The organism is Stenotrophomonas maltophilia group sp. RY12688 (assembly GCF_052149045.1).
Lineage (GTDB): Bacteria > Pseudomonadota > Gammaproteobacteria > Xanthomonadales > Xanthomonadaceae > Stenotrophomonas > Stenotrophomonas sepilia.
The window spans coordinates 2466265-2487550 of the sequence record NZ_CP197389.1 but is presented as its reverse complement, the minus strand read 5'-3'; the positions used below and the strand labels follow the sequence as shown (position 1 = coordinate 2487550).

The 21286-nt window shown below is 67.8% G+C and carries 18 protein-coding genes; 8 read left to right on the top strand and 10 right to left on the bottom strand.

Translation table 11 applies throughout. From position 1 onward, the window contains the following. Positions 1 to 4: 4 nt before the first annotated feature. The 5 genes from ACS0OT_RS11705 to ACS0OT_RS11685 all read right to left on the bottom strand — a co-directional run bounded on the left by ACS0OT_RS11705 (position 5) and on the right by ACS0OT_RS11685 (position 3738). Complete coding sequence (locus ACS0OT_RS11705; protein ID WP_164093279.1) at positions 5 to 1363, bottom strand: type II and III secretion system protein family protein; 1359 nt, start codon at positions 1361 to 1363, stop codon at positions 5 to 7. A gap of 18 nt (positions 1364 to 1381) precedes the next feature. Then, on the bottom strand, positions 1382 to 2416 hold the full coding sequence (gene cpaB / locus ACS0OT_RS11700; RefSeq protein ID WP_139727253.1) for a Flp pilus assembly protein CpaB: 1035 nt from the start codon (positions 2414 to 2416) through the stop codon (positions 1382 to 1384). 25 nt (positions 2417 to 2441) lie between these two features. Further along, positions 2442 to 2918, bottom strand: a complete 477-nt coding sequence (locus ACS0OT_RS11695) for a TadE/TadG family type IV pilus assembly protein (protein ID WP_005416981.1) — start codon at positions 2916 to 2918, stop codon at positions 2442 to 2444. Further along, positions 2915 to 3460 carry an A24 family peptidase gene (locus ACS0OT_RS11690; RefSeq protein WP_065185730.1) on the bottom strand — a complete coding sequence of 182 codons (546 nt, stop codon included), beginning with the start codon at positions 3458 to 3460 and terminating at the stop codon, positions 2915 to 2917. The genes ACS0OT_RS11695 and ACS0OT_RS11690 overlap by 4 nt, the downstream gene beginning before the upstream one ends. Positions 3461 to 3549: 89 nt before the next feature. Beyond that, positions 3550 to 3738: a Flp family type IVb pilin gene (locus tag ACS0OT_RS11685; protein ID WP_005416979.1), complete on the bottom strand. Its 189-nt coding sequence runs from the start codon at positions 3736 to 3738 to the stop codon at positions 3550 to 3552. Between the two features lie 690 nt (positions 3739 to 4428). Here ACS0OT_RS11685 and ACS0OT_RS11680 point away from each other — a divergent pair. The 4 genes from ACS0OT_RS11680 (at position 4429) to ACS0OT_RS11665 (ending at position 12336) form a co-directional block, all read left to right on the top strand. Then, entirely contained in the window at positions 4429 to 5409 is a 981-nt protein-coding gene (locus tag ACS0OT_RS11680; protein WP_053500175.1) for an AraC family transcriptional regulator, read from the top strand. Positions 5410 to 5644: 235 nt separating this feature from the next. Next, positions 5645 to 11026 carry an ESPR-type extended signal peptide-containing protein gene (locus ACS0OT_RS11675; protein ID WP_329888974.1) on the top strand — a complete coding sequence of 1794 codons (5382 nt, stop codon included), beginning with the start codon at positions 5645 to 5647 and terminating at the stop codon, positions 11024 to 11026. Positions 11027 to 11087: 61 nt separating this feature from the next. Continuing rightward, positions 11088 to 11924 (top strand): OmpA family protein, encoded by an 837-nt coding sequence (locus tag ACS0OT_RS11670; protein ID WP_329888973.1) that lies wholly within the window; start codon positions 11088 to 11090, stop codon positions 11922 to 11924. A gap of 148 nt (positions 11925 to 12072) precedes the next feature. Further along, positions 12073 to 12336, top strand: a complete 264-nt coding sequence (locus ACS0OT_RS11665) for a DUF6959 family protein (RefSeq protein WP_223224455.1) — start codon at positions 12073 to 12075, stop codon at positions 12334 to 12336. A gap of 80 nt (positions 12337 to 12416) precedes the next feature. Here ACS0OT_RS11665 and ACS0OT_RS11660 read toward each other — a convergent pair whose 3' ends face one another. Beyond that, positions 12417 to 13244 (bottom strand): class I SAM-dependent methyltransferase, encoded by an 828-nt coding sequence (locus ACS0OT_RS11660; RefSeq protein ID WP_005416972.1) that lies wholly within the window; start codon positions 13242 to 13244, stop codon positions 12417 to 12419. A 63-nt stretch (positions 13245 to 13307) separates the two neighbouring features. On the opposite strand from ACS0OT_RS11660, the gene ACS0OT_RS11655 reads away from it, so the two are divergent. Beyond that, positions 13308 to 13712 carry a MerR family transcriptional regulator gene (locus ACS0OT_RS11655; protein ID WP_005416971.1) on the top strand — a complete coding sequence of 135 codons (405 nt, stop codon included), beginning with the start codon at positions 13308 to 13310 and terminating at the stop codon, positions 13710 to 13712. Between the two features lies 1 nt (position 13713). Here the strand turns inward: ACS0OT_RS11655 and ACS0OT_RS11650 are convergent, their stop codons facing one another. The 3 genes from ACS0OT_RS11650 to ACS0OT_RS11640 form a co-directional block, all read right to left on the bottom strand. Then, entirely contained in the window at positions 13714 to 14430 is a 717-nt protein-coding gene (locus ACS0OT_RS11650; protein WP_005416969.1) for an MgtC/SapB family protein, read from the bottom strand. A gap of 101 nt (positions 14431 to 14531) precedes the next feature. Further along, the gene (locus tag ACS0OT_RS11645) at positions 14532 to 16304 is read right to left on the bottom strand and encodes a chloride channel protein (protein WP_329888972.1); all 1773 of its coding nucleotides are present in this window, start codon (positions 16302 to 16304) and stop codon (positions 14532 to 14534) included. Between the two features lie 62 nt (positions 16305 to 16366). Next, complete coding sequence (locus ACS0OT_RS11640) at positions 16367 to 18448, bottom strand: TonB-dependent receptor family protein (protein ID WP_139727247.1); 2082 nt, start codon at positions 18446 to 18448, stop codon at positions 16367 to 16369. Between the two features lie 131 nt (positions 18449 to 18579). Between ACS0OT_RS11640 and ACS0OT_RS11635 the strand changes: the two genes are divergently transcribed. Continuing rightward, positions 18580 to 19500, top strand: coding sequence for a M14 family metallopeptidase (locus tag ACS0OT_RS11635; RefSeq protein WP_005416963.1), 921 nt, complete (start codon positions 18580 to 18582; stop codon positions 19498 to 19500). A 33-nt stretch (positions 19501 to 19533) separates the two neighbouring features. On the opposite strand, the gene ACS0OT_RS11630 is transcribed toward ACS0OT_RS11635, so the two are convergent. Beyond that, positions 19534 to 20385, bottom strand: coding sequence for a LysR family transcriptional regulator (locus ACS0OT_RS11630; protein WP_005416961.1), 852 nt, complete (start codon positions 20383 to 20385; stop codon positions 19534 to 19536). Between the two features lie 158 nt (positions 20386 to 20543). On the opposite strand from ACS0OT_RS11630, the gene ACS0OT_RS11625 reads away from it, so the two are divergent. Beyond that, complete coding sequence (locus ACS0OT_RS11625) at positions 20544 to 20897, top strand: SMR family transporter (RefSeq protein ID WP_005416959.1); 354 nt, start codon at positions 20544 to 20546, stop codon at positions 20895 to 20897. Next, entirely contained in the window at positions 20897 to 21220 is a 324-nt protein-coding gene (locus ACS0OT_RS11620) for a DMT family transporter (RefSeq protein ID WP_065179190.1), read from the top strand. The genes ACS0OT_RS11625 and ACS0OT_RS11620 overlap by 1 nt, the downstream gene beginning before the upstream one ends. Positions 21221 to 21286: the final 66 nt, after the last annotated feature.

Genomic DNA, 21286 nt, shown 5'->3' with positions numbered 1-21286 from the left:
GAAGTCAGCGCGAGAAGCCGGGCACCGGGTCCTGGCTGACCGGCCCCAGCAACCACGATCCCCATTCGGGAAGATGCGGCTTGGCTTCGCGCTCGCCAGGCAGCGGCAGTTCGGTATTGCGTGCCAGCGGCTGCACCAGACGCGGGGTGACGATGATCACCAGCTCCTTGTCCTGGCGCTTGTAGTCGAAGTTGCGGAAGAACGAACCAATGATCGGCAGGTCGCCCAGCAGTGGAATCTTGTTGACGTTGGAGACGATGTTGGAGCTGACCAGGCCACCGATGACGAAGCTCTCGCCATCGCCCAGCTCGACCGTGGTATCGGCGCGACGGGTGGTGATCGAGGGAATCTGCACGTTGTTGAGCACGATCGCGTTGCTGTAGTCCAGGTCGCTCGCCTCCGGCGCCACCTTCAGCGCGATCCGGTTCGGCGCCAGTACCGTTGGGGTCACGGTCAGGCCGATGCCGAAGGGCTTGTAGGTGATGGTGGTGGTGCCAAGCCCCTGCGGCTCCAGGATCGGCAGCTCGCCACCGGCCAGGAAGCTGGCGCTCTGGCCGGACAGTGCCACCAGCGTCGGCTCGGCCAGCACGCGGGCCATGCCATTGCTCTGCAGCAGTTCGACATCGGCGTTCCACAGTCCCTTGGTCGAGCCGAACACCAGCCGGAACGCCGAGGAAATCGGCGACACGGCCTCGTTGCTGCTGTTGCCTTCCTTCATGCCGGGCAGCAGGCCGGTATTGCCGGGCAGGCCAGTGCCGGGCCGCGCGAAGCCATAGGCGAAGCCCCCGTTGCGGTTCTGGAAGTTGATGCCGATCTGCTTCATCGCGGTCTTGTTGAACTCGACCACCTTGACCTCGACCTGGACCACGCCCCCACTGTTGATGGTGGACGCATCGGCAAGCATGCCGTCCTTGCCCAGCGCCATCGCCGCAGTGCGCTGTTCCTGCATGTGCGTGAGCATGCTGTCGGTGCTTCCCTGCAGGAGGCCCTGCTGGTCCTGCTGGGTGAACACCAGCCCGGTACCGCCGGTGCTGGCAGCGCCCTGTACGGCGCTCTGCACCCGTACCGTCAACCGCTGTGGCTCGGCCTGTCTGTGGTGCCACAGCAGCAGGGTGGTGGTGCCAGGCGTCTTGCCGACCAGCAGCGCCTGGCGCTGCCCGCGCAGCATCACGATGTCGGCCACACCCGGGTCGGCAATGGCCACCCGCTCCAGGTCGGCCGGCAGGTTCCAGGGACGCTGCTCGCGCGCCTGCAGCACCAGGTCATCGGCGGCCACGCTCGTTGCCGGCGCCAGCAGCACCAGCAGCAGGGCCAGCCAGCGCTGGCGGAGGGAGAGGCGTGGACGGCGGCGACGTTCGGTCATGGATGCACTCGATGCAGGTCAAAGGGAGGCACGGGATGCGGAACTGTCGCCGCGGATGATCTCGATCCCCGACGCGCGCGGTGCACTGCGACGTGACGCCGGCGCGCGCGCCGGTGCATCCGGGGTGCTGCGTGGCGGTGCACTGCCACGTCCGGCCAGCGCGTCGCTGTCGATACCGGCAAAGGCGTGGTTCTCCGGCCGCTGCAGGGCGAGCTGCTGTTCGGCGTCGAGCCCACGCAGCGGGTCGATCACTCCGCGCGATTGCGGGAACAACGCCAGGTCGGGCAGGCCGGTATCGGCGGGATTGCGCAGGGCCAGGAAAAGCTTGCCCTGCTGCGCACCCAGCAGCAGCCGGTTGGCGTCGGCCACCGGTACCGCAAGCACCGCGCTGCGTGCGGGTTGCGGCGCTTCATTGCTGCTGTGCGTGCTGCCACTTCCGGTGATGTCGGCAGCGCGCGGGTCGTTGCGGGTGTCGGCCTCGCTGTCGGAAGTAGTCTCTGTGGCCAGCGGCACGATGTCCTGCTGGCCGTAGCTCAGGACGCGCAGGCGCGACAGCAGCAGGCGCGTCTGCGCCGCTTCGCCAGGGCTGTTGATGCTGGGCTGGGCGTTGCGGAGGTTGAGGAAGACGTCGACGAAATCACCGGGAAGGATGCGGTTGCCGGCACCGACCAGTTCGTCCACGGGTACGGCCAGGGCACGCTCGCCCGGCCGCAGCTGCAGCGAGAAGCCCTGAGCCAACGCGCTGCCGTTGATCACACTGCCTTCGGCAATGTCCTGCACCGGCACCTTGCCGGTCACGGCGGCAATGCTGGTAGCGGCGCCGGGGACGGGTGAGGTGCGCTGGGCCAGGCGCAGGCCGTTGGCGCTGATCGGCTCGCCCGCAGGCAGGCGTGCCACGGCTTCGACCACGGTGATCGCCTGGGCCTCGTTGTGAGCGACTGGCGCGACCGTTGCAGGTGCGGCGGGTTTGCGCCCGATCATGAAGGCGATCAGCGCCAGCAGCACGGCCAGGCCGATCAGGGCGACGGCAGCGATGCGGGTCAACTTGAGCATGGAACCGTCTCCAAAGTACCGATCATCAATTGCCGCTGCCGAGATCGAGCTGCGCGACCGCGACGCTGCGGATGGGGGCCTGCATCACCCACTTGTAGAGCGTGGCGGTGCCGGGCAGGAAGGGATGGTTGGCGTAGTCGTAGCTGACCGTCACGGTCATGCACTGGGCCGTGGCCAGACCGGCGCAGGGCGCCTGTGCCGACACCACGATGGCGTTGCTGCCCCCCGCGCTGCAGTCCACGTTCTGCCTGGAAAACTGCAGCAACCATTGCATCGAGGTGCGTGCGGCGACGCAGGCGGCTGTGCGTCGTTCGCTGGCGGTGCCGTAGCGCAGCGAGGCACGCGCGCCTTCGGCCGAGGCGGTGGCCAGGGTCTGTTGCGCCGCCATGATCATCACCCCGGAGAAGGTGAACAGCAGCAGCGGCAACAGGCCGAGCATCAGCATCAGGGCGAACTCGATGCTGGCGACACCGCGTTGCAGGCGTGGGCTGCGGATGTTCATGGTGCACCTCCGTAGATGCTGGCCAGCACCCAGCCGATGGCGGCCAGTGCCAGGTAGGCTGCATAGGGAATGCCACGTCGTCCCTGGCGGGCGGCCTGCATGTCACGCAGCACCGGATGCGCTTGCCACTGCGTGCTGGTGCGGTTGACCTGCATCTGCAGGTGACCGGGCAGCAGCACGCCCAGGCGGCGACCGGCCAGCACCAGCACGGCATGCAACCCAGCCGCGAGGCTCGCTACCAGCCAGACCGGCAGCAGCGCCTGCCAGCCCAGCATCAGGCCCACCACGGCGAAGAACTTCACGTCCCCGGCGCCCATCCAGCGCAGGGCATGGAACGGCAGCAGCGCCAACAGGCCGATCGCCGCGCCGGCCAGGTGGGGCAGCCACGGCTGGCGCGGCGCACTGAACTGGCCGACCACGATCACCGCAGTGGCGATCACGCATGCGGCGACCAGCCAGGTGTTGGGCACCCGACGGGCATACAGATCACTGATCGCGATCCGCAGGCAGACGCCGATGGCCAACAATCCCAGCACTGTCATCGCACACTCCATCGTCCGTCACTGGACGGTCTTCGCCTGGTTCCATGCGCCCCGCCGTCGCGGCCCTGCCGGCCGCGCGCGGTCGCCGCTCAGGTCGTCGAGCCCGACGCCTTGGTGGCCAGTGCGGAGAGGTTCTTGAACAGCGTTTCGAAGAACCCCTTGATCTGGTCGTTGCCGACCGCAATCAGGACGCCAGCGATGACGGCAGCCAGCAGCCCGTACTCGAGCGCGGTGACGCCGTCTTCTTCCTTCAGGAATTTGCGGATCGATGCGTTCATGACCAATCTCCCTCTACCTGTCTGCGGATGCAGTACACCTGCGTTGGGCGGTGGCCCGGCTCCGCCGGGATCGTCCGTGGGCCTCCGCGCGTCCTGGCGGAGGAGGCACGGCGGGACTGGCCCGCTGTGCTCAAGCAGGGTGATCGCTTCCAGGCGGGACATCGGCCGCACGGTCGCGACCGGACGGCCCGGGGCCGGTGGTCGAGGCATCCAGTGATGCGTGCGTGGTCATGCTGTCCCCCTGGGTGCGGCCAGATCAGGTGGCCGGATCACCGTAATGTCGACTTTGCCTGAATGGCGGTTGGCTGCAACCGGAACCTATATGCAAATTCGGCAGAAACCCCGGAAGCCTGAAAATTTCAGACGGTTTCTGTGACGAAAATCCTTTCGCACGCAAAACGATTCATTGTCGTGCAGATAATGTGATTCGCTTTGTGGTCCATGCGAAAACCGTGCCAGCCGCTCCGACATTTTCTTCACTTGTGTATCCATTTTCATCATGCCGGGCCGCGGGTTTACCTTTGCCGATTATTGGGCATACTCGCATTCAAGCTCTTGCATTGATTTGTACGATCGCATCGACGCCGGCGCCGCCGGCGTGGCAACGGAAATGGATTCTGGATCGTTGCGCGCCCTGTCAGGCAGTGGGGGCCGCAGCGGATGGCGGATCAACGGGGGGACAACACTGTCATGGTCGATGGTGGGGTAGAGGACAGCGACGACAGCGGCCTTCGGTCGATAGACCTGGCCACGCTGAGCGGCGTGCTTCGCGTCTGTGATGTCGAACTGCTGCTGCTGGATGGCAACGGGCCACGGGCGGCGTTCGCTTCGCGCGTGCACGAGGAAGCCCTGTTCTGCAGCATCAGCTGCGGCTTCCATTGCCGTGGCCGTTTCATGCTGCCGCCGGACTGGGCGATGCTGGGGTACCTGCACGCCACCGATGAAACGATGAGCTGGTGCCACGGCGTGCCGCTCACGCCGGGCATGGCGCTGACGATCATGCCGGAGGGCATCAGTGAGTTCACCCTGAGCCCGGGCACGCACATGACCCTGATGCTGGTGCCGGTGGCCCGCGTCCAGCGCAAGCTGACCGAACTGAGCCTGCGCAGCACGCCACCTGCTGGCCAGGCACTTTCGCTGTTCAACCTGGCCAGCGACGCCACGCCGCTGGCGCGCCATTACCAGCAGCTGCACCTGCAGCTGGGACAGGGGGCAGGGCTGCAGCCGGATGAAACCGAGAACCTGCTGCATGAGCATGTGCAGGCCCTGCTGGGCGCCGGTGCGGCGGATCGCCCGGGCTGCACCCGTGCGCGGCGCACGCATTATCTGATCGCGCAGCGTGCAGAGAACTTCATGCGGCTCAACCTGCGTCGCAACATCTACATGAACGAGATCTGCGATGCCGCCGGCGTCAGCGAGCGCGGCCTGCGCTATGCGTTCGAGGACCTGTTTGGAACCTCGCCGAACCGCTACCTCTCCATGCTGCGCCTGTGCGCGGCCTGCCGCAGCCTGTCTATGGCAGACTCCAGCCGTCGCTCGGTGAAGGCGATCGCCCTGAGCTGCGGGCTGTGGGACCTGTCGCGCTTCGCTGACAACTACCGCAAGGTATTCGGCGAACTGCCGCGCGACACCCTGATGCGCGCACCCGCGCAGATCGGCCAACCGGCCTGATCCAGGCCCGGCGAGGGTTTTCGCGGTGTTTATGCCGGAATTGCGTATCCGCTTGCCGATCGTGTTGCCGCTTATGCATAGCCGGCTGCCGATTCCGGCCGTGGATTTGCCGGAATGCGCGATTGCCGTGCCGGATTGAAGTGCACCGCCCTCGTTGCAACCGCTGAAATGTCAGTCACCTGCCTAGCGGCAAGTCCACTGACATTCCAGTTGTTCGCCTACGGGGGAAATGCTCATGAACCGCATCTACCGGCGTGTATGGAACCGCCAGCTCAATGCTCTGGTTGTGGCCTCGGAACTGGCCACCGGCGACAGCGGCGGCAGCGCCGCACGCGATCCGCGCGCCTTCCTGCTGATGCCCACGGCCCTGGCGCTGGCACTGCTGTGTGCGCTGGCCAGCGGTCACGCTGGGGCCTCGGAAACCAATCAATCGCTGCGTGACCTGCAAGCACTCGCGGCAAAGTATGCGCAGCCGATGCCGGTCAAGGTTGACGCGGAAGTGGCCCTGGCTGCCGCCGCGCGGCAGGCGCAGAACAGCCCCGCAATCAGTGCGGATGCTCGTCTGGGCCTGCAGTTGAATACCACGTCGCTGCCGCTGGTACCTGACGTGTTGCCGGCCACCGTGCAGGTGAAGCTGGCAGCGAACACCGTGCCGAAGCAAGTGGCCGTGCCGGCGCTGGCGGCTGATGTCCGCGCCAATGTTGGCGTGGGCAACGCTGCGGCCAGGGCGGCACAGGTGGATGCATCGCTGGCTGCGCACGTTGCGCCCGGCGCCCAGGCGCCGCTGGGCGTCGCTGCCGATGCGCGCGCCAGGGCCAAGGTCGGCATCGCTGGCCGCCAGGTCGCTTCGATCGATACGGGTGCCCGGGCGGCCGCCGGCCTCAGCGGTGCAGCCGCCGGATCACTGCCTGGGCTGAAAGCCACCGTCGACGGCAAGGCCGACACGCATCTGGCGGTCGCTGGCCATCACATCGAAGGGCAGGGCCAGGCCCGGGCGACGGCGGCAGTCACGCTGCCGGCCAAGGAGGAGCTGCCGGGTGAAACCCATGATCGTGCCATCAGCGCCGCGTTCGATGCCGGCGTCGCCGGCAAGGTGCGCGTGCAGGCGCCGGACGGTCAGGAGGTAGTGGCCGATCGCAACCTGAAGCTGGCCGGACAGGCGACCGTCGCGGCGCAGCACAGCGCACTGGGCGTCGGCAACCTGGTGGGTGGTGCGGTGGGTGCTGTCGGTGGGACGCTTCACAGTGCCGCGGGTGCAGTTGGTAGCGCGGTGGGTGGCGCACTGAACGGCACCGTCGGCCAGGTCGGCAGCGCCGTGGGCGGCACGCTCAACAACACGGTAGGCGCAGTCGGCGGCGCAGTGGACGGTGCTCTGAACGGCACTGTCGGTACCGTTGGAAGTGCAGTGGGCGGCGCACTGAACGGCACCGTCGGCCAGGTCGGCAGCGCCGTGGGCGGCACGCTCAACAACACGGTTGGCGCAGTCGGCGGCGCAGTGGACGGTGCTCTGAACGGTACTGTCGGTACCGTTGGAAGTGCAGTGGGCGGCGCACTGAACGGCACCGTCGGCCAGGTTGGCGGCGCCGTGGGTGGCACGCTCAACAACACGGTGGGCGCAGTCGGTGGCGCAGTTGGCGGTTCTCTGAACGGTACTGTCGGTACCGTTGGAAGTGCAGTGGGCGGCACGCTCCACAACGCGGTCGGCGCAGTCGGTGGCGCAGTTGGCGGTGCTCTGAACGGCACTGTCGGTACCGTTGGAAGTGCAGTGGGCGGCGCACTGAACGGCACCGTCGGCCAGGTTGGCGGCGCCGTGGGTGGCACGCTCAACAACACCGTCGGCCAGGTCGGCGGCGCCGTGGACGGTGCTCTGAACGGCACTGTCGGTACCGTTGGAAGTGCAGTGGGCGGCGCACTGAACGGCACCGTTGGCCAGGTCGGCAGCGCCGTGGGCGGCATTCTCAACGGCACCACCGGCAGCCCCACCGGCGGCCTGGGCGGCGTGCTGGGCAGCACGCTGGGCAGTGTCGGAAGCGCGGTGGGCAACCTGCTCAACGGCAATCTCAATGGCACCGTCGGCAACCTGGGCAGCGCCGTGGGTGGCCTGGTGGGAGGCACGCTGGGCAGCCTCGGCCTGACCCAACCCTCGGCGATTCCGCCAACCAGTCCGAAGGCGCCCGCGCCGGCCGACCCGAATGCTGGCCTGATCATCGGCACCGGTGGCCTGGTCGGCAATGTCGGCCAGCTGATCGGGCCGACCACCACCAGCCTGTTCGGCGGCAACGGCTACCTGAGCAACGGCAATCTCAAGCTCAGCAACGCCAACGTCATGCAGACCTATTCGACGGTCAATGTGCTGGGCCTGCCTGTGGTCAACCTGTCGCCGGTCGGCAGCACGCTCAATGGCCTGGGCGGCGCAGCCACGGGCGGCAGCTCGCACCTGACCCTGATCGGTGGCGTGACTTCCGACAGTTACATCTACAACATCAACAACGGCAATCCCGGTGGCCTGCTGGGCCTCCTTCTGCCAACCGACTCGCCGGCGTGGGCGGCCAAGTGCCTGGACATCGCGCTGGCCGATATTTCCTGCTGGGCGGTCAACGCGGCACAGGACTACCAGGTGTTGATGGGCGATGGCGCCTTCGCCAACGGGTCCAAGGAAGTGGTGATCGGTGCCAATGCACGCCATGAACTGCCGAAGGTCGATGCCAATGTCGCCTTCCCCGGCGATGGCGTGAACGATCCCAGCAATCCGACCGGCGTGCCGACGGCCGACTATGCCGCCCGCATGGGCCACTCGGTCGTCGTCGGTGACAGTGCCGTGGGCACCGCCAACGGACAGACCCTGCTGGGTGCCGAAGCCACTTCTAACCAGGCCAACTCGGTCGCGCTGGGTTACCGCTCCGCTGCACTGCGCGGCGCTCAGGCCAGCTACAGCGCGTACGGCCTCACCGCACCCCAGGTCTCGGCCGGCGAAGTGTCGGTGGGCACGGCCGGTGGCGGCGAGCGCCAGATCACCAACCTTGCCGCGGGCAGCGCCAATACCGATGCTGTCAACGTGGCCCAGCTGAAGGGCGCCATCAGTCTGATCGACGATGTGGCCTCCGCAGCGGTCACCTATGACCTGGACGGCTCGGGCAACCCGAACTATCGCCGGGTCACGCTCGGCGCAGGCACCGGCACCACCACCATCGGCAATCTTGCCGCCGGCGCGGTCACCGCCGGTAGCCTGGAGGCGGTCAACGGCGGCCAGCTGGCGGCTACCAACAGTGCCATCGCCAGTTTCTTCGGTGGTCGTGCGGCTTTCGATCCGGCCAGCGGCATCTTTACTGCACCGTTGTTCGAGATCAGCACGATCTCCACTGGTGGTGCCATCGCCAAGGGCCTGTATGAGAATGCCACCGATGCCTTCGCCGCAGTCGATGGCTCGCTGGTCAACCTCAATACGCAGATCACCGACATCCGCAACGGTGGCACCAAGTACCTGCGGGTGAACTCGACCGGTACCGAGGCGCTGGCCACCGGCGCCGACTCGATCGCGGTCGGTACCAACGCCCGCGCCACTGCCGCCAACAGTATCGCGGTGGGTGCCGGCAGCCTGGCCGACCGTGCCAACAGCGTGTCCATCGGTGCGGCCGGTGCCGAGCGCCAGGTCACCAACATGGCGGCCGGTACTGCTGCGACCGACGCGGTCAATGTTGGCCAGCTGCAGGCATCGGAACAGGGCGCGCTGCGCTATGACCTCAACGCCGATGGCAGTGTCAACTACGCCAGCGCCACGCTGGGCCAGACCGGCACGGCAACCACGCTGCGCAACCTTGGCCCGGGCCAGGTCAGTGCCACCAGCAGTGAGGCCATCAATGGTGCCCAGCTGTTTGCCGCCAACCAGGCGGTAGCCACCCATCTGGGCGGTGGTGCCGCGGTCGATGCCAACGGCGTACTGACCGCACCGACCTACTCGATCAACAACGTCGCCGCCAACGGCACCGTGACCAAGGGCAGCTACAACGATGTTGGCACCGCGTTCGATGCCGTCAGCAACTCGCTGGCCAACGTTGCCGACCAGACCGGCGAGATCGACAAGCTGGCCGTGAAGTACGACGTCGATGGCAGTGGCAACGTGCTCAACAGCGTGACGCTGACGGGTACCGGCACCGGCGCGGTGAAGATCACCAACGTCGCCGCCGGCAGCATCCTGGCTGGCAGCAGTGATGCCATCACCGGCGACCAGCTGTTCAGCACGAACAGCACCATCGCCACCTACTTCGGCGGCACCACCGCCTACAACGGCACCACCAACGTGTGGACCGCGCCGACGTTCAGCATCTCCAGCATCGCCACCGATGGCACCTTCACCAGCGGCGACTACAACAACGTCACCGCCGCCTTCACCGCTGTCGACGGCTCGCTGAAGGTCCTAAACCAGCGCATCACCAATGGCGGTGGTGGCAGTGCGTACCTGGCGGTCAACTCAACGGCGGCCGCAGCCACCGCGGCAGGTGCGGAAGCGGTGGCGGTCGGCCCGCAGGCCAGCGCAGCCGGTGCGAACAGCGTGGCGGTCGGCAACGGTGCCAGCAGCAGTGCCGGCAACAGCGTGGCGCTGGGTGCCGGTTCGGTCGCCAGCGTCGGTGCACAGAGCGGCTACACCGGCGCCTACGGGCAGACCGGTGCCAGCAATTCGGCCGGTGAGGTCTCGGTCGGCAGCAGTGGCAGCGAACGCAAGATCACCCACGTAGCCGATGGCTCGGACACCTATGACGCGACCAATGTCGGCCAACTGAAGAACGGCGTGAACTACGCCATCGACGAGTCGAAGAAGTACACCGACCAGAAGATCCAGAACATCACCAACGTGGCGGGCAGCTTCCGCGCCAACAACACCAACAACCTGGCCGATCCGTCCGCCAGCGGCGCCAACTCGGCCGCCGGCGGCGCAGGCTCCACCGCCGCCGGTGCCAACTCGACCGCGCTGGGCAATGGTTCGCAGGCGCAGGCCGACAACTCGGTGGCGCTGGGTGCGGGTTCGGTGGCGAACCGGGCCAACACGGTCTCTGTCGGTGCCGCCGGTGCCGAACGCCAGGTGGTCAACGTGGCAGACGGCTCGCAGGCCACCGATGCGGTCAACGTGCGCCAGCTGCAGGCTTCGCAGCAGGGCACGATCCGCTACGACACCACGGTGAACGGCGCGACCAACTACAACAGTGTCACCCTGGGCAGCACCAGCAGCGGCCCGACCACGGTGCGCAACGTCGCCGCCGGTACTGCTGGCACCGATGCCGTCAATGTGGACCAGTTGAAGTCGGGCATGGCGCAGACCCTGGACTGGTCCAAGGCCTACACCGACGAGCGCATGGGCGGCTTCGAGCGCGACCTGCGCAAGACCGACAATCGTGCTTCGGCCGGTATCGCGTCGGCGATGGCCACCGCAGCGCTGCCGCAGCCGAGCGAGGCGGGCCGCAGCATGGCCTCGATCGCCGCCGGCAGCTACAACGGCGAATCGGGCGTGGCGGTCGGTATCTCCGGTGTCTCCGAAGGCGGCCGCTGGATCTACAAGTTCAGCGGTTCGACCAACAGCCGTGGCGAGGCCGGTGTGGCCGTCGGTGCCGGCATCCAGTGGTGATCCCCGCCGCCGGGCCGCACCCGCGGCCCGGCATCGCGGAAACGTCTACAGGGGGAACGACATGAAACAGCATCGCATCGCCCGCGCCGGCCAATGTGCCGCCACGCTGGGCCTGATCCTGGGGATGGGCCTGCTGGCCGCCTGCCGCAGCCATGCGCCGGCCGCCGACGGTCCTGCCGAAGCTACCGCCGTGCACTTCCCGGAGGCCTCCAAGGCCTCGCTGAAGGAAGGCATCTATCCCGACGTCGCCGACCTGCGCCGCTTCGCGCCGGGCATGAGCAAGCGGCAGCTGTACACGCTGCTGGGCACACCGCACTTCAATGAAGGCATGTGGGGCGTGCGCGAGTGGAACTACCTGTTCAACTTCCGCACCGCGCAGGGCGCGGAGTACTTCACCTGCCAGTTCCAGGTGCGCTTCGACAGCAAGGGCATCGCGCAGGGCGGTTATTGGAAGCCGGAGTCGTGCGCGGCCGTGCTCGAACCGCCGCGGCCACCAGCGCCGCTGGCACCGGCACCGCTGCCGGAGCAGCCCCTGCGGCTGTCGGCCGACGCGCTGTTCGGATTCGACAGCGCGGTACTCAGCGCCGAAGGCCAGCAGGCGGTGCAGGGCATCCTGGCGCAGGTACGCGAGGCCGCGCAGGTGCAGTCGATCAAGGTAACCGGCTACACCGACCGCATTGGCAGCGCCAGCTACAACCAGGCACTGTCGCAGCGCCGCGCCGATGCCGTGCGCAACGCGCTGGTGCAGGGGGGCGTGCCTGCAGCCAGCATCAGTGCCGAAGGGCACGGTGCGGCCGAGCCGATCGTGCAGTGCGAGCAGCGCAACCGGCGCGAGCTGATTGCCTGCCTGGCGCCGAACCGGCGCGTGCAGATCGCCGGGATGGCACAGCCACATTGACCTTCCTGCGCCGGGGCGATGCCCCGGCATCCCGAGTCCCCCCTGACCGCCGGCAGGCGTGGCAACGTCTCCCCCGTCGTCCACGCCTGCCCGCGGCTCAGGTTTCCAAACGGTGCACGCGATGAATGCCCAATTCCTGCCCCTCTCCATGAAGACGGAAGCTACGCTCAGCGTGTACGGCCAGCTCGGCAACCATGCCGTGGTGCGCATCCCCGGGCGGCGCCTGCCGGGCCTGATCCTGCAGGCCGATACCGTGGCCGGGTTCCTGGCCCAGCTGCAGGAAGCCCAGGCCTGCCTGCGCAGTGGCCGCGCACAGCGCACCGATGCCGAGCTGGACATGCTGATCGACGTGCTGCAGCAGTGGTACGCACTGATCGAATCGCGCCTGGCCGACGCCGGCGAGGCCCTCTAGCAGAAAAAGGGACGGAGGGGATTAAGTCGTTTCCGGCACAACCGGGGCATATGCGACTTAATCCCCTCCGTCCCCTTTTTTCAAGCGTGGGCGCGGATCAACCAACATGCGGCATCCACGCGAACGCGGTCACCTTCGATGAACGGCGCGAATGCGGCCAATGCTTTTTCGCGAAGCACTGCGGCGCGGGCTTCCGGCATCGATCGTAGGGCCAGTCCCAACGGTCCCAGGTGACCGACATAGGTCGGCAGGTCTTCGCGGGCGAGCGAACAGGGCAGGTCCACCGCAACCACTTCCACGTCATTCCAGCCGGCGGCCTGCAACAGGCGCTGCACGCGCTCGCCATCGGCAAAAGCGAACTGTCCCGGTGCGCCGGGTACGCGGGGCGGAAGATCCAGTTCATCGCCAATGGCGCGCTCGGCGGTGGTCATGAACGGATTCTCCCCGGCACTGCGCCACGCGATGAAGCGCAGCCCAGCGCCCGGTGTCCTGGCACGATGCAGGTTGGCGAACGCGGCCTGGCTGTCCTCGAAGAACATGACGCCCAGCCGCGACTGGATCCAGTCGAAGTGCGCGGGCGGCAGCGGATGGCGCTGCGCGTCTGCCACGATGAAGTCCGCGTCCAGTCCTGCCGCCTTGGCGCGCTGATGGGCCAGCGCCAGCATCGGCGCGGAGATGTCCAGGCCGGTGCAATGTGCCGCGGGACGCGCTGCGGCCGCGGCCAGCAGGCTGGCGCCGGTGCCGCAGCCGATGTCGAGCAGTTCGGTAACGGTCTCAGGAAGTTCGGTGACCAGCAGGTCAGCCATCGGCTGGAACAGGCCGTCAAGAACAGCCTGTTGCGCAACCCACGCCTGGCCGCCAGGGCCGTTCCACAGGGCGTTCTGATCAATGGGAGATGTGCTTGCCATGGCCTTGCCTCGCCGGGTAGTTGCCCATAGCTTGGTGCTTGAAGGTCACTTGAGGTCAAGCCCGTGCGCGAACTGGATATCGGCGAGGTGGTCAAGCGCAGTGGCGTGCCGGCCTCGACCCTGCGCTACTACGAACAGCTGGGGTTGCTGCAGGCGCTGGGGCGCCGCGGCCTGCGCCGGCAGTACGACGCGCAGGTGCTGGAACGGCTGGCGCTGATCGGCCTGGGCCAGGCGGCCGGGCTGTCGCTGCAGCAGATCGGTGCATCGCTGCCGTCGCAGCAGGGGTGCATCTCACTCGACCGCGAGGCACTGCTGGCACAAGCCGAGGTGCTGCAGCGGCAGATCACCCGGTTGCAGCGGGTGCGCCGGCACCTGCAGCGCGCAGCGGCCTGCCCGCAGGCGGAGGATGCCCGCAAGTGCGGTTCGTTCCGGAAACTGTTGCGCGCACAGCAGCGGATGGGCGGTTGAATCAATCGCGGGTACTGACTTCCCACGTGGCATGCAGCACGCCCGGCACCTGCTCCATCCGTGCCAGCACCACGTCCAGTTCATCGGCACTCACGGCCGTACTGACCAGCACCGCGATCACATCGGTAGGCGCGTCGGCATGCTCGACCACCTGCACATCGCCCACCGGATACTGCGCCGCTTCCAGCGCATCGACCAGGCGCTCGCGCACCCGCGGCACGGCGTCGGCATCCACGCTCAGGCGCACCTCGTAGGTGGCTTCGGTCGCTGCCTCGTTGATCGGAATGCGGTTGATGGCATTCACCAACGGCCGCAGCAGGGTGTTGCCGGCGATGATCAACACGGTCAGCAGCACGCCTTCGGCCAGCATGTCCGCGCCGGTGCAGCTGCCGACCGCTGCAGAGCACCACAGGGTGGCGGCGGTGTTCAGGCCACGCACGTTCATGCCTTCCTTCATGATCACGCCGGCGCCGAGGAAGCCGACACCGGAGACCACGTAGGAGATCACCCGCACCGCCTCGGCACTGCCGGCGATGCGCATGCCCAGGTCGACGAAGGCGGCGGCGCCGACTGCCACAAGCACGTTGGTGCGCAGGCCGGCGGTGCGTTGCCGGTACTGGCGCTCGGCACCGATCAACGTACCCAGCACGAAGGCGGCCAGCAGGCTGACCACGGTGTCGGCGAAGGGACCTGCCTGGAAAGTCTCAATGAAGCGCATGGCCGGAGTCTACCCGGTCGAGGTGACAGTAGATCCACGCCATGCGTGGATTTCGAAAGTGCCAGAAGCGACTTAATCCCCTCCGTCCCCTTTTTGTCGGGTCAGTCGGTGTCGTCGACGCGCTCGCCCATCAGTTCGCGCTGGCGCTTGTCCAGCTCCTCAGCGTAGCGCTTGCGTACGAAGGCTTCGGACACTACGCCCAGCACCTGGCCGTCGGCGCCGACCACGGCCAGTTCATCGGCCTGGGTCTGGTCGAAGCGCTGCATCACGCTGACCACGTCCGCGGACGGCGACAGCGACACGTCACGGTTCTCGGCCAGCTCGCCAATCGCCGTCTCCGGTTTCACGCCGTCGCCGTAGACGCGCGGAATCTGCACGATGCCGGCGTAGTGGCCCTCGCTGTCGATCAGGATCACCCGGCTGCCCGAGCCCAGCGGGAAGCGCTGGCGGAACGTGGCGGCGTCAAGGTCGGACGGGGCGGTGGCCACGCCCTTGCGCATCAGTCGGCCGGCGTTGAGGTTCTGTACCCAGCCCACGTCGCGGGCACTCTTGATGGTCTCCCCGCGCAGGTGCATGCGCCAGGTCGAGAACGAATAACCAAACCACTGCCGTACCAGCGTGCTGGAGACCAGCACCGCACTCATCACCACGCTGGTCAGCAGGAAGTCGTGGGTGCCTTCCAGTACCAGCATGGCCATGGTCATCGGCGCGCCGACCACGGCTGCGGCCAGCGCTGCCATGCCGGCCAGCGCGGCGGAGGTGGCGTCGACCGCCGGCACGCCGGTGGCCATGGCCAGCAGGCCGGCGAACAGCGCGCCGACCAGGGTGCCCATGAACAGCGAGGCGAAGAACAGGCCGCCACGGAAGCCGAAGCCCAGCGAGATGCCCGAGGCCAGGCACTTCAGGGTCAGCAGGCCGCCGATCCAGATCAGCGGCAGGTGCGTGGTCAGGTCCAGGTGCAGGGCGCCATGTCCGGACGACAGCACCTGCGGGCTGGCCAGGGCCAGCGGTATCAGCAGCAGTCCACCGACCACCGGCCGACCCCAGGCAGGCAGCGGGCTGCGCTTGACCGTGCCCTCGATCGAGGCGATCAGCCGCATGATGGCAATGCCGACCATCGCGCAGCAGCAGCCGAGCAGACCGTAGATGGCGTAGTCGGCGGCGCGAACGTCGATGGTCGAGGCAGCGGGCAGCAGGTAGGCCTCGATGCCAGCCTGGTCGGCCACGAACGCGCCGGCCAGTGCAGCCACCGCCACCGGCGCCAGTGCGGCCGGGGTGTAGGCGCCGATGACGATCTCGAACGCATAGAACGCGCCCGCCAGTGGCGCACCGAAGGCGGCGGCGATGGCGCCGGCGGCACCGGCGCCGACCAGGATGCGCACGTCATTGCGGCGCAGGCGCATCACCCGGCCCAGCTGCGAACCACTGCCGGCGCCCATCTGCGTATACGAAGCCTCCAGACCCACCGAGGCGCCGCAGCCATTGGACAGCAGGGTCTGGGTCAGTACGATCAGGTTGTCGCGCATCGACATGCGGCCGCCATGCAGGGCATTGGCTTCCACCGCATCGAGCAGGGGCCGCTTGAGCCGGGTCGCGGCCAGGCTGACCAGGCCGACCAGCAGGCCACCCAGCGGCAGCACCAGCAGCGCGGTCCATGTCAGCGAGGGCAGGGAGCTCAGGCGCATACCGTCGTCCAGCCCATACAGCGTGCCCTGCAGCCAGCGCGCGATGCCCGACTGCAGCAGGGTCAGGTAGCCGGCGATCAAGCCGACCAGCAACGCCAGCGCGATGAACCACAGGTCGCTGCCACGCAGGCGCAGGCGCAGGCCCTGGAAGGCCAGATGCAGGCGCGATGGCGAAACAGGCAGTGACATGGTGGCGGCATGATACGCCGCCACCGTGAGCGCCACCGTCACCGCATCGGGTGGCTACCGCCTCAGAAGCGGTAGCGGCCCTGCACGTAGAACGTGCGCGGCGCGGCCACCATGCGGCCGGCGTTGCCATCAACGTTGCGGGTGTACCAGCGCTTGTCGGCCAGGTTGTTCACGCCCAGCGCAATCTCGCTGTCGCCCAGGCCCGGCACCTGCCAGGCCACCTGCGCGTTCCACAGGCGCACGCCCGGCACGCGGCCCACGCGCGCATCGGCGGTTTCTTCCCAGGTGTTGGCGGCATCGGAGAACTGGCCGCTCTGGTGGGTGCTGGAGACATTGAAGGTCCAGCCGGCCAGTGCGTAGCGGGCGCCGACGCTGTCGGTGTCGCGCGAGTAGAACGGCACGTCCAGGCCACGGTTGTCGCCCGACTGCTGGATCGCCTTGGTCCAGGTGTAGTTGGCGTACAGCTCCAACCCGGCCAGCGCACTGTCCTCGGCGAAGTGGTACTCCAGTGCACTCTCCACGCCCTTGTGGTCGGTGGCGCCGATGTTCTGGAAGGTCGGCGGGGTGATTCCCGGCACCTGCAGGATCTGGTTGTCGAAGCGCATCTTGAACACGGTCACTTCCGCGCGCAGGGCGCCGTCCTGCCAGCGCGCGCCCAGCTCGGTGGTCCTGGCGATTTCCGGGTTCAGCGGGTTGTTGGCCGTCTGCGAATTGAGCTGGATGTTCTGCACCGGCCCGAACGAGGTGGTGTAGTTGCCGAACACGGTCAGCTGCGGAGTCAGCAGATAAGCGATGTTGAGCGAGGGCAGAGCCTTGTCGTTGCGGCTGCTGAAGGTCGCCGCGCCACCGGTCTGGCGGCGGTCCATGTCGATCCACTCCATGCGCACGCCCGGGGTGATCCGCCACTGGCCGATCGCGATGCGGTCGTCGATGTAGAAGGCGTGCGCGTCGGTGGCGTTGTCGAAGCGGGTGGTGGCACTGGCCGCGCCGGTGCGGCGGGCGACGGTGTAGCTGCGGTCGTTGCCGCGCTCGCGCAGGAAGCGGTAGCCGGCGGTGATGTCATGCATCGCGCTGCCCCAGTGCAGGCGCTGGGTATAGCGCGGCTCGATGCCGAGCACGCGGTAGTCGCGCGGCTGCACGGTCAGCTGGGTGTTGGCGGCGTTGATCAGCGAGCTGGCACGGGTGCTCTCGTTGTAATAGGCCAGCACCTCGAACTCGCTGTTGGCCGACAGCGTGTTGGTGTAGCCCAGGTCGACGCCGGTGCGGTGGCCCTTCCAGAAATCGGTGGGGCGGGTGTTCTGGAACGGATCGGCCTCGTACTGGGTGCGGGTCAGGCCGCCCGGGGTCAGTGAGCGCACATCGTAGTAGGACAGCTTGGCGCGCAGTTCCTGCTGCGCATCGATGGCGTAGGCGAACTTCAGCGCGAGATCATTGAAGCGGTCATCGCTGCCCCGGCGCCAGCCGCGACCATCCTGGCCGGAGTACAGCAGGGCCGCGCCCAGGCCATTGTCGCCGGTACCGCCGAGGAAGGCGTTGTACTGGGTGCTGTCACCGCCGCCATGGTCGTAGGCGGTGTAGCGCATGCCGGCTTCGCCGTGCAGGCCGGCCTCGGTGGGAATGGAGCGGGTGCTGAAGTTGATGATGCCGCCCACGTTCTGCGGCCCGTAGCGCACCGCGCCGCCGCCGCGCACCACGTCGATCGACTCGATGTTGGACAGGCTGGTCGGCGCGAACGACAGCTGTGGCTGGCCATACGGCGCCACCGCCAGCGGCACGCCGTCCAACAGTACGGTCGAGCGCGGCGAGTAGCGCCCGGTGAGGCCGCGCACGCCGATGTTCAGCGACACCGAACTGCCCGCGGTGCCGGAGTTGTCGGTGACCTGCACGCCGGGGATGCGGCGCATCGCATCGCCGAGGCTGGCCGCGCCGCTGGCCTCGATGCGCTGGCGGTCGACCACGGTGCGCGCGCCGGCGAAGCTCTTCACGCTGTCATGCAGGCCGGTGCCCAGCCAGCTGCCCGAGACCTGGATGCTGTCCAGCGTGGTGGCGCCGTCCTGGGCGAAGGCGGTGGCGGCCGGGAGCAGGCACAGGGTAAGGGCGGCGGCCAGCGGCAGGCGGGCCGGTTGCAGGGCAGGGATGGGCATCGGTGCGGGCTGTGGAAGGCGGTAAATGAGAATTATTGCTGATTCCATTCGCCAATGGAATGCGCCGCCGGTTCACGCTGTTCCCCCAGTGGTAGAGTGGGCGATCGCTTCCTGACTCGCTGAGATCTGCCATGTCCCAAGCCGCCTTCTACCCCGTCGGAACCCCTGGCCAGCCGTGGGGAGCGGCGGAACGGGAGACGTGGCGTGGCCGCCAGCAGCGCCTGCGTCGCTATGACGAGGAAGTGCTGCCGCGCATCGAGGCGCTGGCCTCGCGCTTCGACAAGGTGGCCTACGGCCAGCTCGACTACGCTGGCGAGACCTACACCCTGTTCGCTCTGCGCAGCCGCGATTGGAACCCGGTGCTGCCGGCTGCCCTGGTTACCGGTGGCGTGCACGGTTATGAGACCAGCGGCGTGATGGGCGCGCTGGAATTCCTCGAAAAGCACGCCGCCGACTACGCCGGCAAGGCCAATCTGCTGGTGGCACCGTGCGTGAATCCGTGGGGCTTCGAGCGCATCAACCGCTGGAACTTCGATGCGATCGACCCGAACCGCAACTTCCGCGCCGACGGCCCGGCGCGTGAATCAACGGCGGTGATCGATCTGATCGCGCCGTACAAGGGCCAGTTCGTGCTGCACATCGACCTGCACGAGACCACCGACAGCGACGAGAGCGAGTTCCGCCCGGCGTTGGCCGCGCGTGACGGCAGGCCGTTCGAACCGGGCCTGATCCCCGATGGCTTCTACCTGGTGGATGACAGCGAGAACCCGCAGCCGGTCTTCCAGCAGGCGGTGATCGCCGCGGTGGAGAAGGTCACCCACATCGCGCCGGCTGACGACAAGGGCGAGATCATCGGTTCGCCGCTGGTGGCCCACGGCGTGATCGAATATCCGCTGGTGAAGCTGGGACTGTGCGCGGGCATCACCGGTGCGAAGTTCACTACCACCACCGAGGTCTACCCGGACAGCTCCCGGGCGACCCCGCAGCAGTGCAACGACGCGCAGGTGGCCGCGGTGTGCGCGGCACTGGATTACGCGCTCGCCCATCGTTGACCGGTAGTGCCGGCCGCTGGCCGGCAACTCGTATCACCCCAACGCGTCGGCCCACCACAGTGCGGCCGGTCCCGGCGGCGCGTCGCGGCGCCAGAGCAGGTCGCTGTGGATGCGCCGCGGCCAGCCGGGCAGCGTCAGTTCCACCAGTCGCCCGCGGTCATAACGTTGCACCAGTGCCCGCGGCAGCTCGGCCCAGCCGATGCCGTCCTCGGCCATCTCCATCACCATCAGATAGTCGGTGGCGGTCCAGGCCAGGCCGGTGACGATGTGGGATTGATCGACCTCCGCACTCAATCGCACCTGCCGGTGCCGCGCCAGCTGTGCGGCGCTGCGACGGCCGGCGCTGGCCAGTGGGTGCTCGCGCGCCACGTACACCGACAGTTCGCTGTGATGGGCCAACGGCCGGGCCATCAGGCCATCCGGATAGCTTTCCTGTTGCGGCAGCAGGCCCAGCGCGGCGCGGCCGCTGCCGACCAGCTCCAGCACGTCATCGCCTTCGGCATCCAGCCATTCCAGTTCGATCTCCGGGAATGCTTCGGCAAAGCGCTGCAGCACGCGCTGCTCCGGATCGAGCTGGTACACGTCGGAGAACACCACGGTCAGCCGCGCTTCGACCGGCGCGGCCAGGCGCACACTCAACTGCTGCAGGCGGGCATCGGCGGCGAGGATTTCCTGGGCATGGCCGAGCACCTGGCGCCCGGCCTCGGTCAACCGGGGGTAGCGCCCGCTGCGGTCGAACAGGCTCACGCCCAGGTCGGCCTCCAGATGGGCAATGGCGGTACTGACCGTTGACTGGGTCTTGCGCAGGCGGCGCGCCGCCGCCGAGAACGAGCCCAGCGCGGCCGCTTCCACGAAGGCCTGCAGGGATTCGGGGGAATAGGGCATTGATCCATCGCTCCTGTCGATGGGATCCATTTTGGTGCCACCGTAAAAGGCGATGATACTGGCCGCCGTCGCCCCTGTCTGCGGGCGTTCCGGACCCTCCACGCATGCCGTGGACCCATTGAAGAGGCGGCGCGGTCCCCGCCTGCAAGGAGCTTCACATGTCCCGTACTGTTCCCGCCCGTGGCGCGCTGGCCGCCTGGGCCTGCCTGACCGTGGCGATCATCGCCGAGGTGGTCGGCACCTCGTTCATGGCCCATGCCGCCCGCGACGGCGGCTGGAGCGGCTACCTGATCATGGCTGGCGCGCTGGCGCTGTCCTACTTCTTCCTCGCGCAGTCGGTGCGCCGCATTGCTGTGGGCGTGGCCTACGCGGTGTGGGAAGGCCTCGGCCTGACCCTGCTGACCGTGGTCGGCCTCACCGTGTTCGGCGAGAGCCTGTCGCTGCAGCAGCTGGCCGGCCTGATGCTGGCGGTGGCCGGCATCGTCTGCGTCACCCTCGGGGAGGCGCACTGATGAACACCCTGGCCCTGTTTTTCGTGATCTGCTCGGCGCTGATCGACGTCGCCGCCAACATGATGGTGGCCAAGTCGGAAGGTTTCCGTCGTTGGCGCTGGGGCGTCGGTGCGATCGTCCTGGTCTGGATCGCCTTCGCCCTGCTGGGCCAGGCCGTGCGCTACATGGATCTGGCCACGGCCTATGCGATGTGGGGGGCGATCGGCGTGATCGGCACCGCCAGCTGCGGCCGCCTGTTGTTCGGCAACCGCCTGCGGCCGATCGGCTGGGTCGGCATCGGTCTGGTCACGGCGGCGGTACTGCTGCTCAGCACCGCCAAGTAGCAGCACGCCCGGTCGCGAGCGGGGCGGCGAGGGTGCAGCGATTTGCGAAGTCGCCCGCGCTCATCG

What these genes read in the sequence shown, in the direction of transcription:
- ACS0OT_RS11705 (WP_164093279.1), bottom strand. Translation starts at nt 1,363, where the DNA reads ATGACCGAACGTCGCCGCCGTCCACGCCTCTCCCTCCGCCAGCGCTGG.
- cpaB (WP_139727253.1), bottom strand. Translation starts at nt 2,416, where the DNA reads ATGCTCAAGTTGACCCGCATCGCTGCCGTCGCCCTGATCGGCCTGGCC.
- ACS0OT_RS11695 (WP_005416981.1), bottom strand. Translation starts at nt 2,918, where the DNA reads ATGAACATCCGCAGCCCACGCCTGCAACGCGGTGTCGCCAGCATCGAG.
- ACS0OT_RS11690 (WP_065185730.1), bottom strand. Translation starts at nt 3,460, where the DNA reads ATGACAGTGCTGGGATTGTTGGCCATCGGCGTCTGCCTGCGGATCGCG.
- ACS0OT_RS11685 (WP_005416979.1), bottom strand. Translation starts at nt 3,738, where the DNA reads ATGAACGCATCGATCCGCAAATTCCTGAAGGAAGAAGACGGCGTCACC.
- ACS0OT_RS11680 (WP_053500175.1), top strand. Translation starts at nt 4,429, where the DNA reads ATGGTCGATGGTGGGGTAGAGGACAGCGACGACAGCGGCCTTCGGTCG.
- ACS0OT_RS11675 (WP_329888974.1), top strand. Translation starts at nt 5,645, where the DNA reads ATGAACCGCATCTACCGGCGTGTATGGAACCGCCAGCTCAATGCTCTG.
- ACS0OT_RS11670 (WP_329888973.1), top strand. Translation starts at nt 11,088, where the DNA reads ATGAAACAGCATCGCATCGCCCGCGCCGGCCAATGTGCCGCCACGCTG.
- ACS0OT_RS11665 (WP_223224455.1), top strand. Translation starts at nt 12,073, where the DNA reads ATGAAGACGGAAGCTACGCTCAGCGTGTACGGCCAGCTCGGCAACCAT.
- ACS0OT_RS11660 (WP_005416972.1), bottom strand. Translation starts at nt 13,244, where the DNA reads ATGGCAAGCACATCTCCCATTGATCAGAACGCCCTGTGGAACGGCCCT.
- ACS0OT_RS11650 (WP_005416969.1), bottom strand. Translation starts at nt 14,430, where the DNA reads ATGCGCTTCATTGAGACTTTCCAGGCAGGTCCCTTCGCCGACACCGTG.
- ACS0OT_RS11645 (WP_329888972.1), bottom strand. Translation starts at nt 16,304, where the DNA reads ATGTCACTGCCTGTTTCGCCATCGCGCCTGCATCTGGCCTTCCAGGGC.
- ACS0OT_RS11640 (WP_139727247.1), bottom strand. Translation starts at nt 18,448, where the DNA reads ATGCCCATCCCTGCCCTGCAACCGGCCCGCCTGCCGCTGGCCGCCGCC.
- ACS0OT_RS11635 (WP_005416963.1), top strand. Translation starts at nt 18,580, where the DNA reads ATGTCCCAAGCCGCCTTCTACCCCGTCGGAACCCCTGGCCAGCCGTGG.
- ACS0OT_RS11630 (WP_005416961.1), bottom strand. Translation starts at nt 20,385, where the DNA reads ATGCCCTATTCCCCCGAATCCCTGCAGGCCTTCGTGGAAGCGGCCGCG.
- ACS0OT_RS11625 (WP_005416959.1), top strand. Translation starts at nt 20,544, where the DNA reads ATGTCCCGTACTGTTCCCGCCCGTGGCGCGCTGGCCGCCTGGGCCTGC.
- ACS0OT_RS11620 (WP_065179190.1), top strand. Translation starts at nt 20,897, where the DNA reads ATGAACACCCTGGCCCTGTTTTTCGTGATCTGCTCGGCGCTGATCGAC.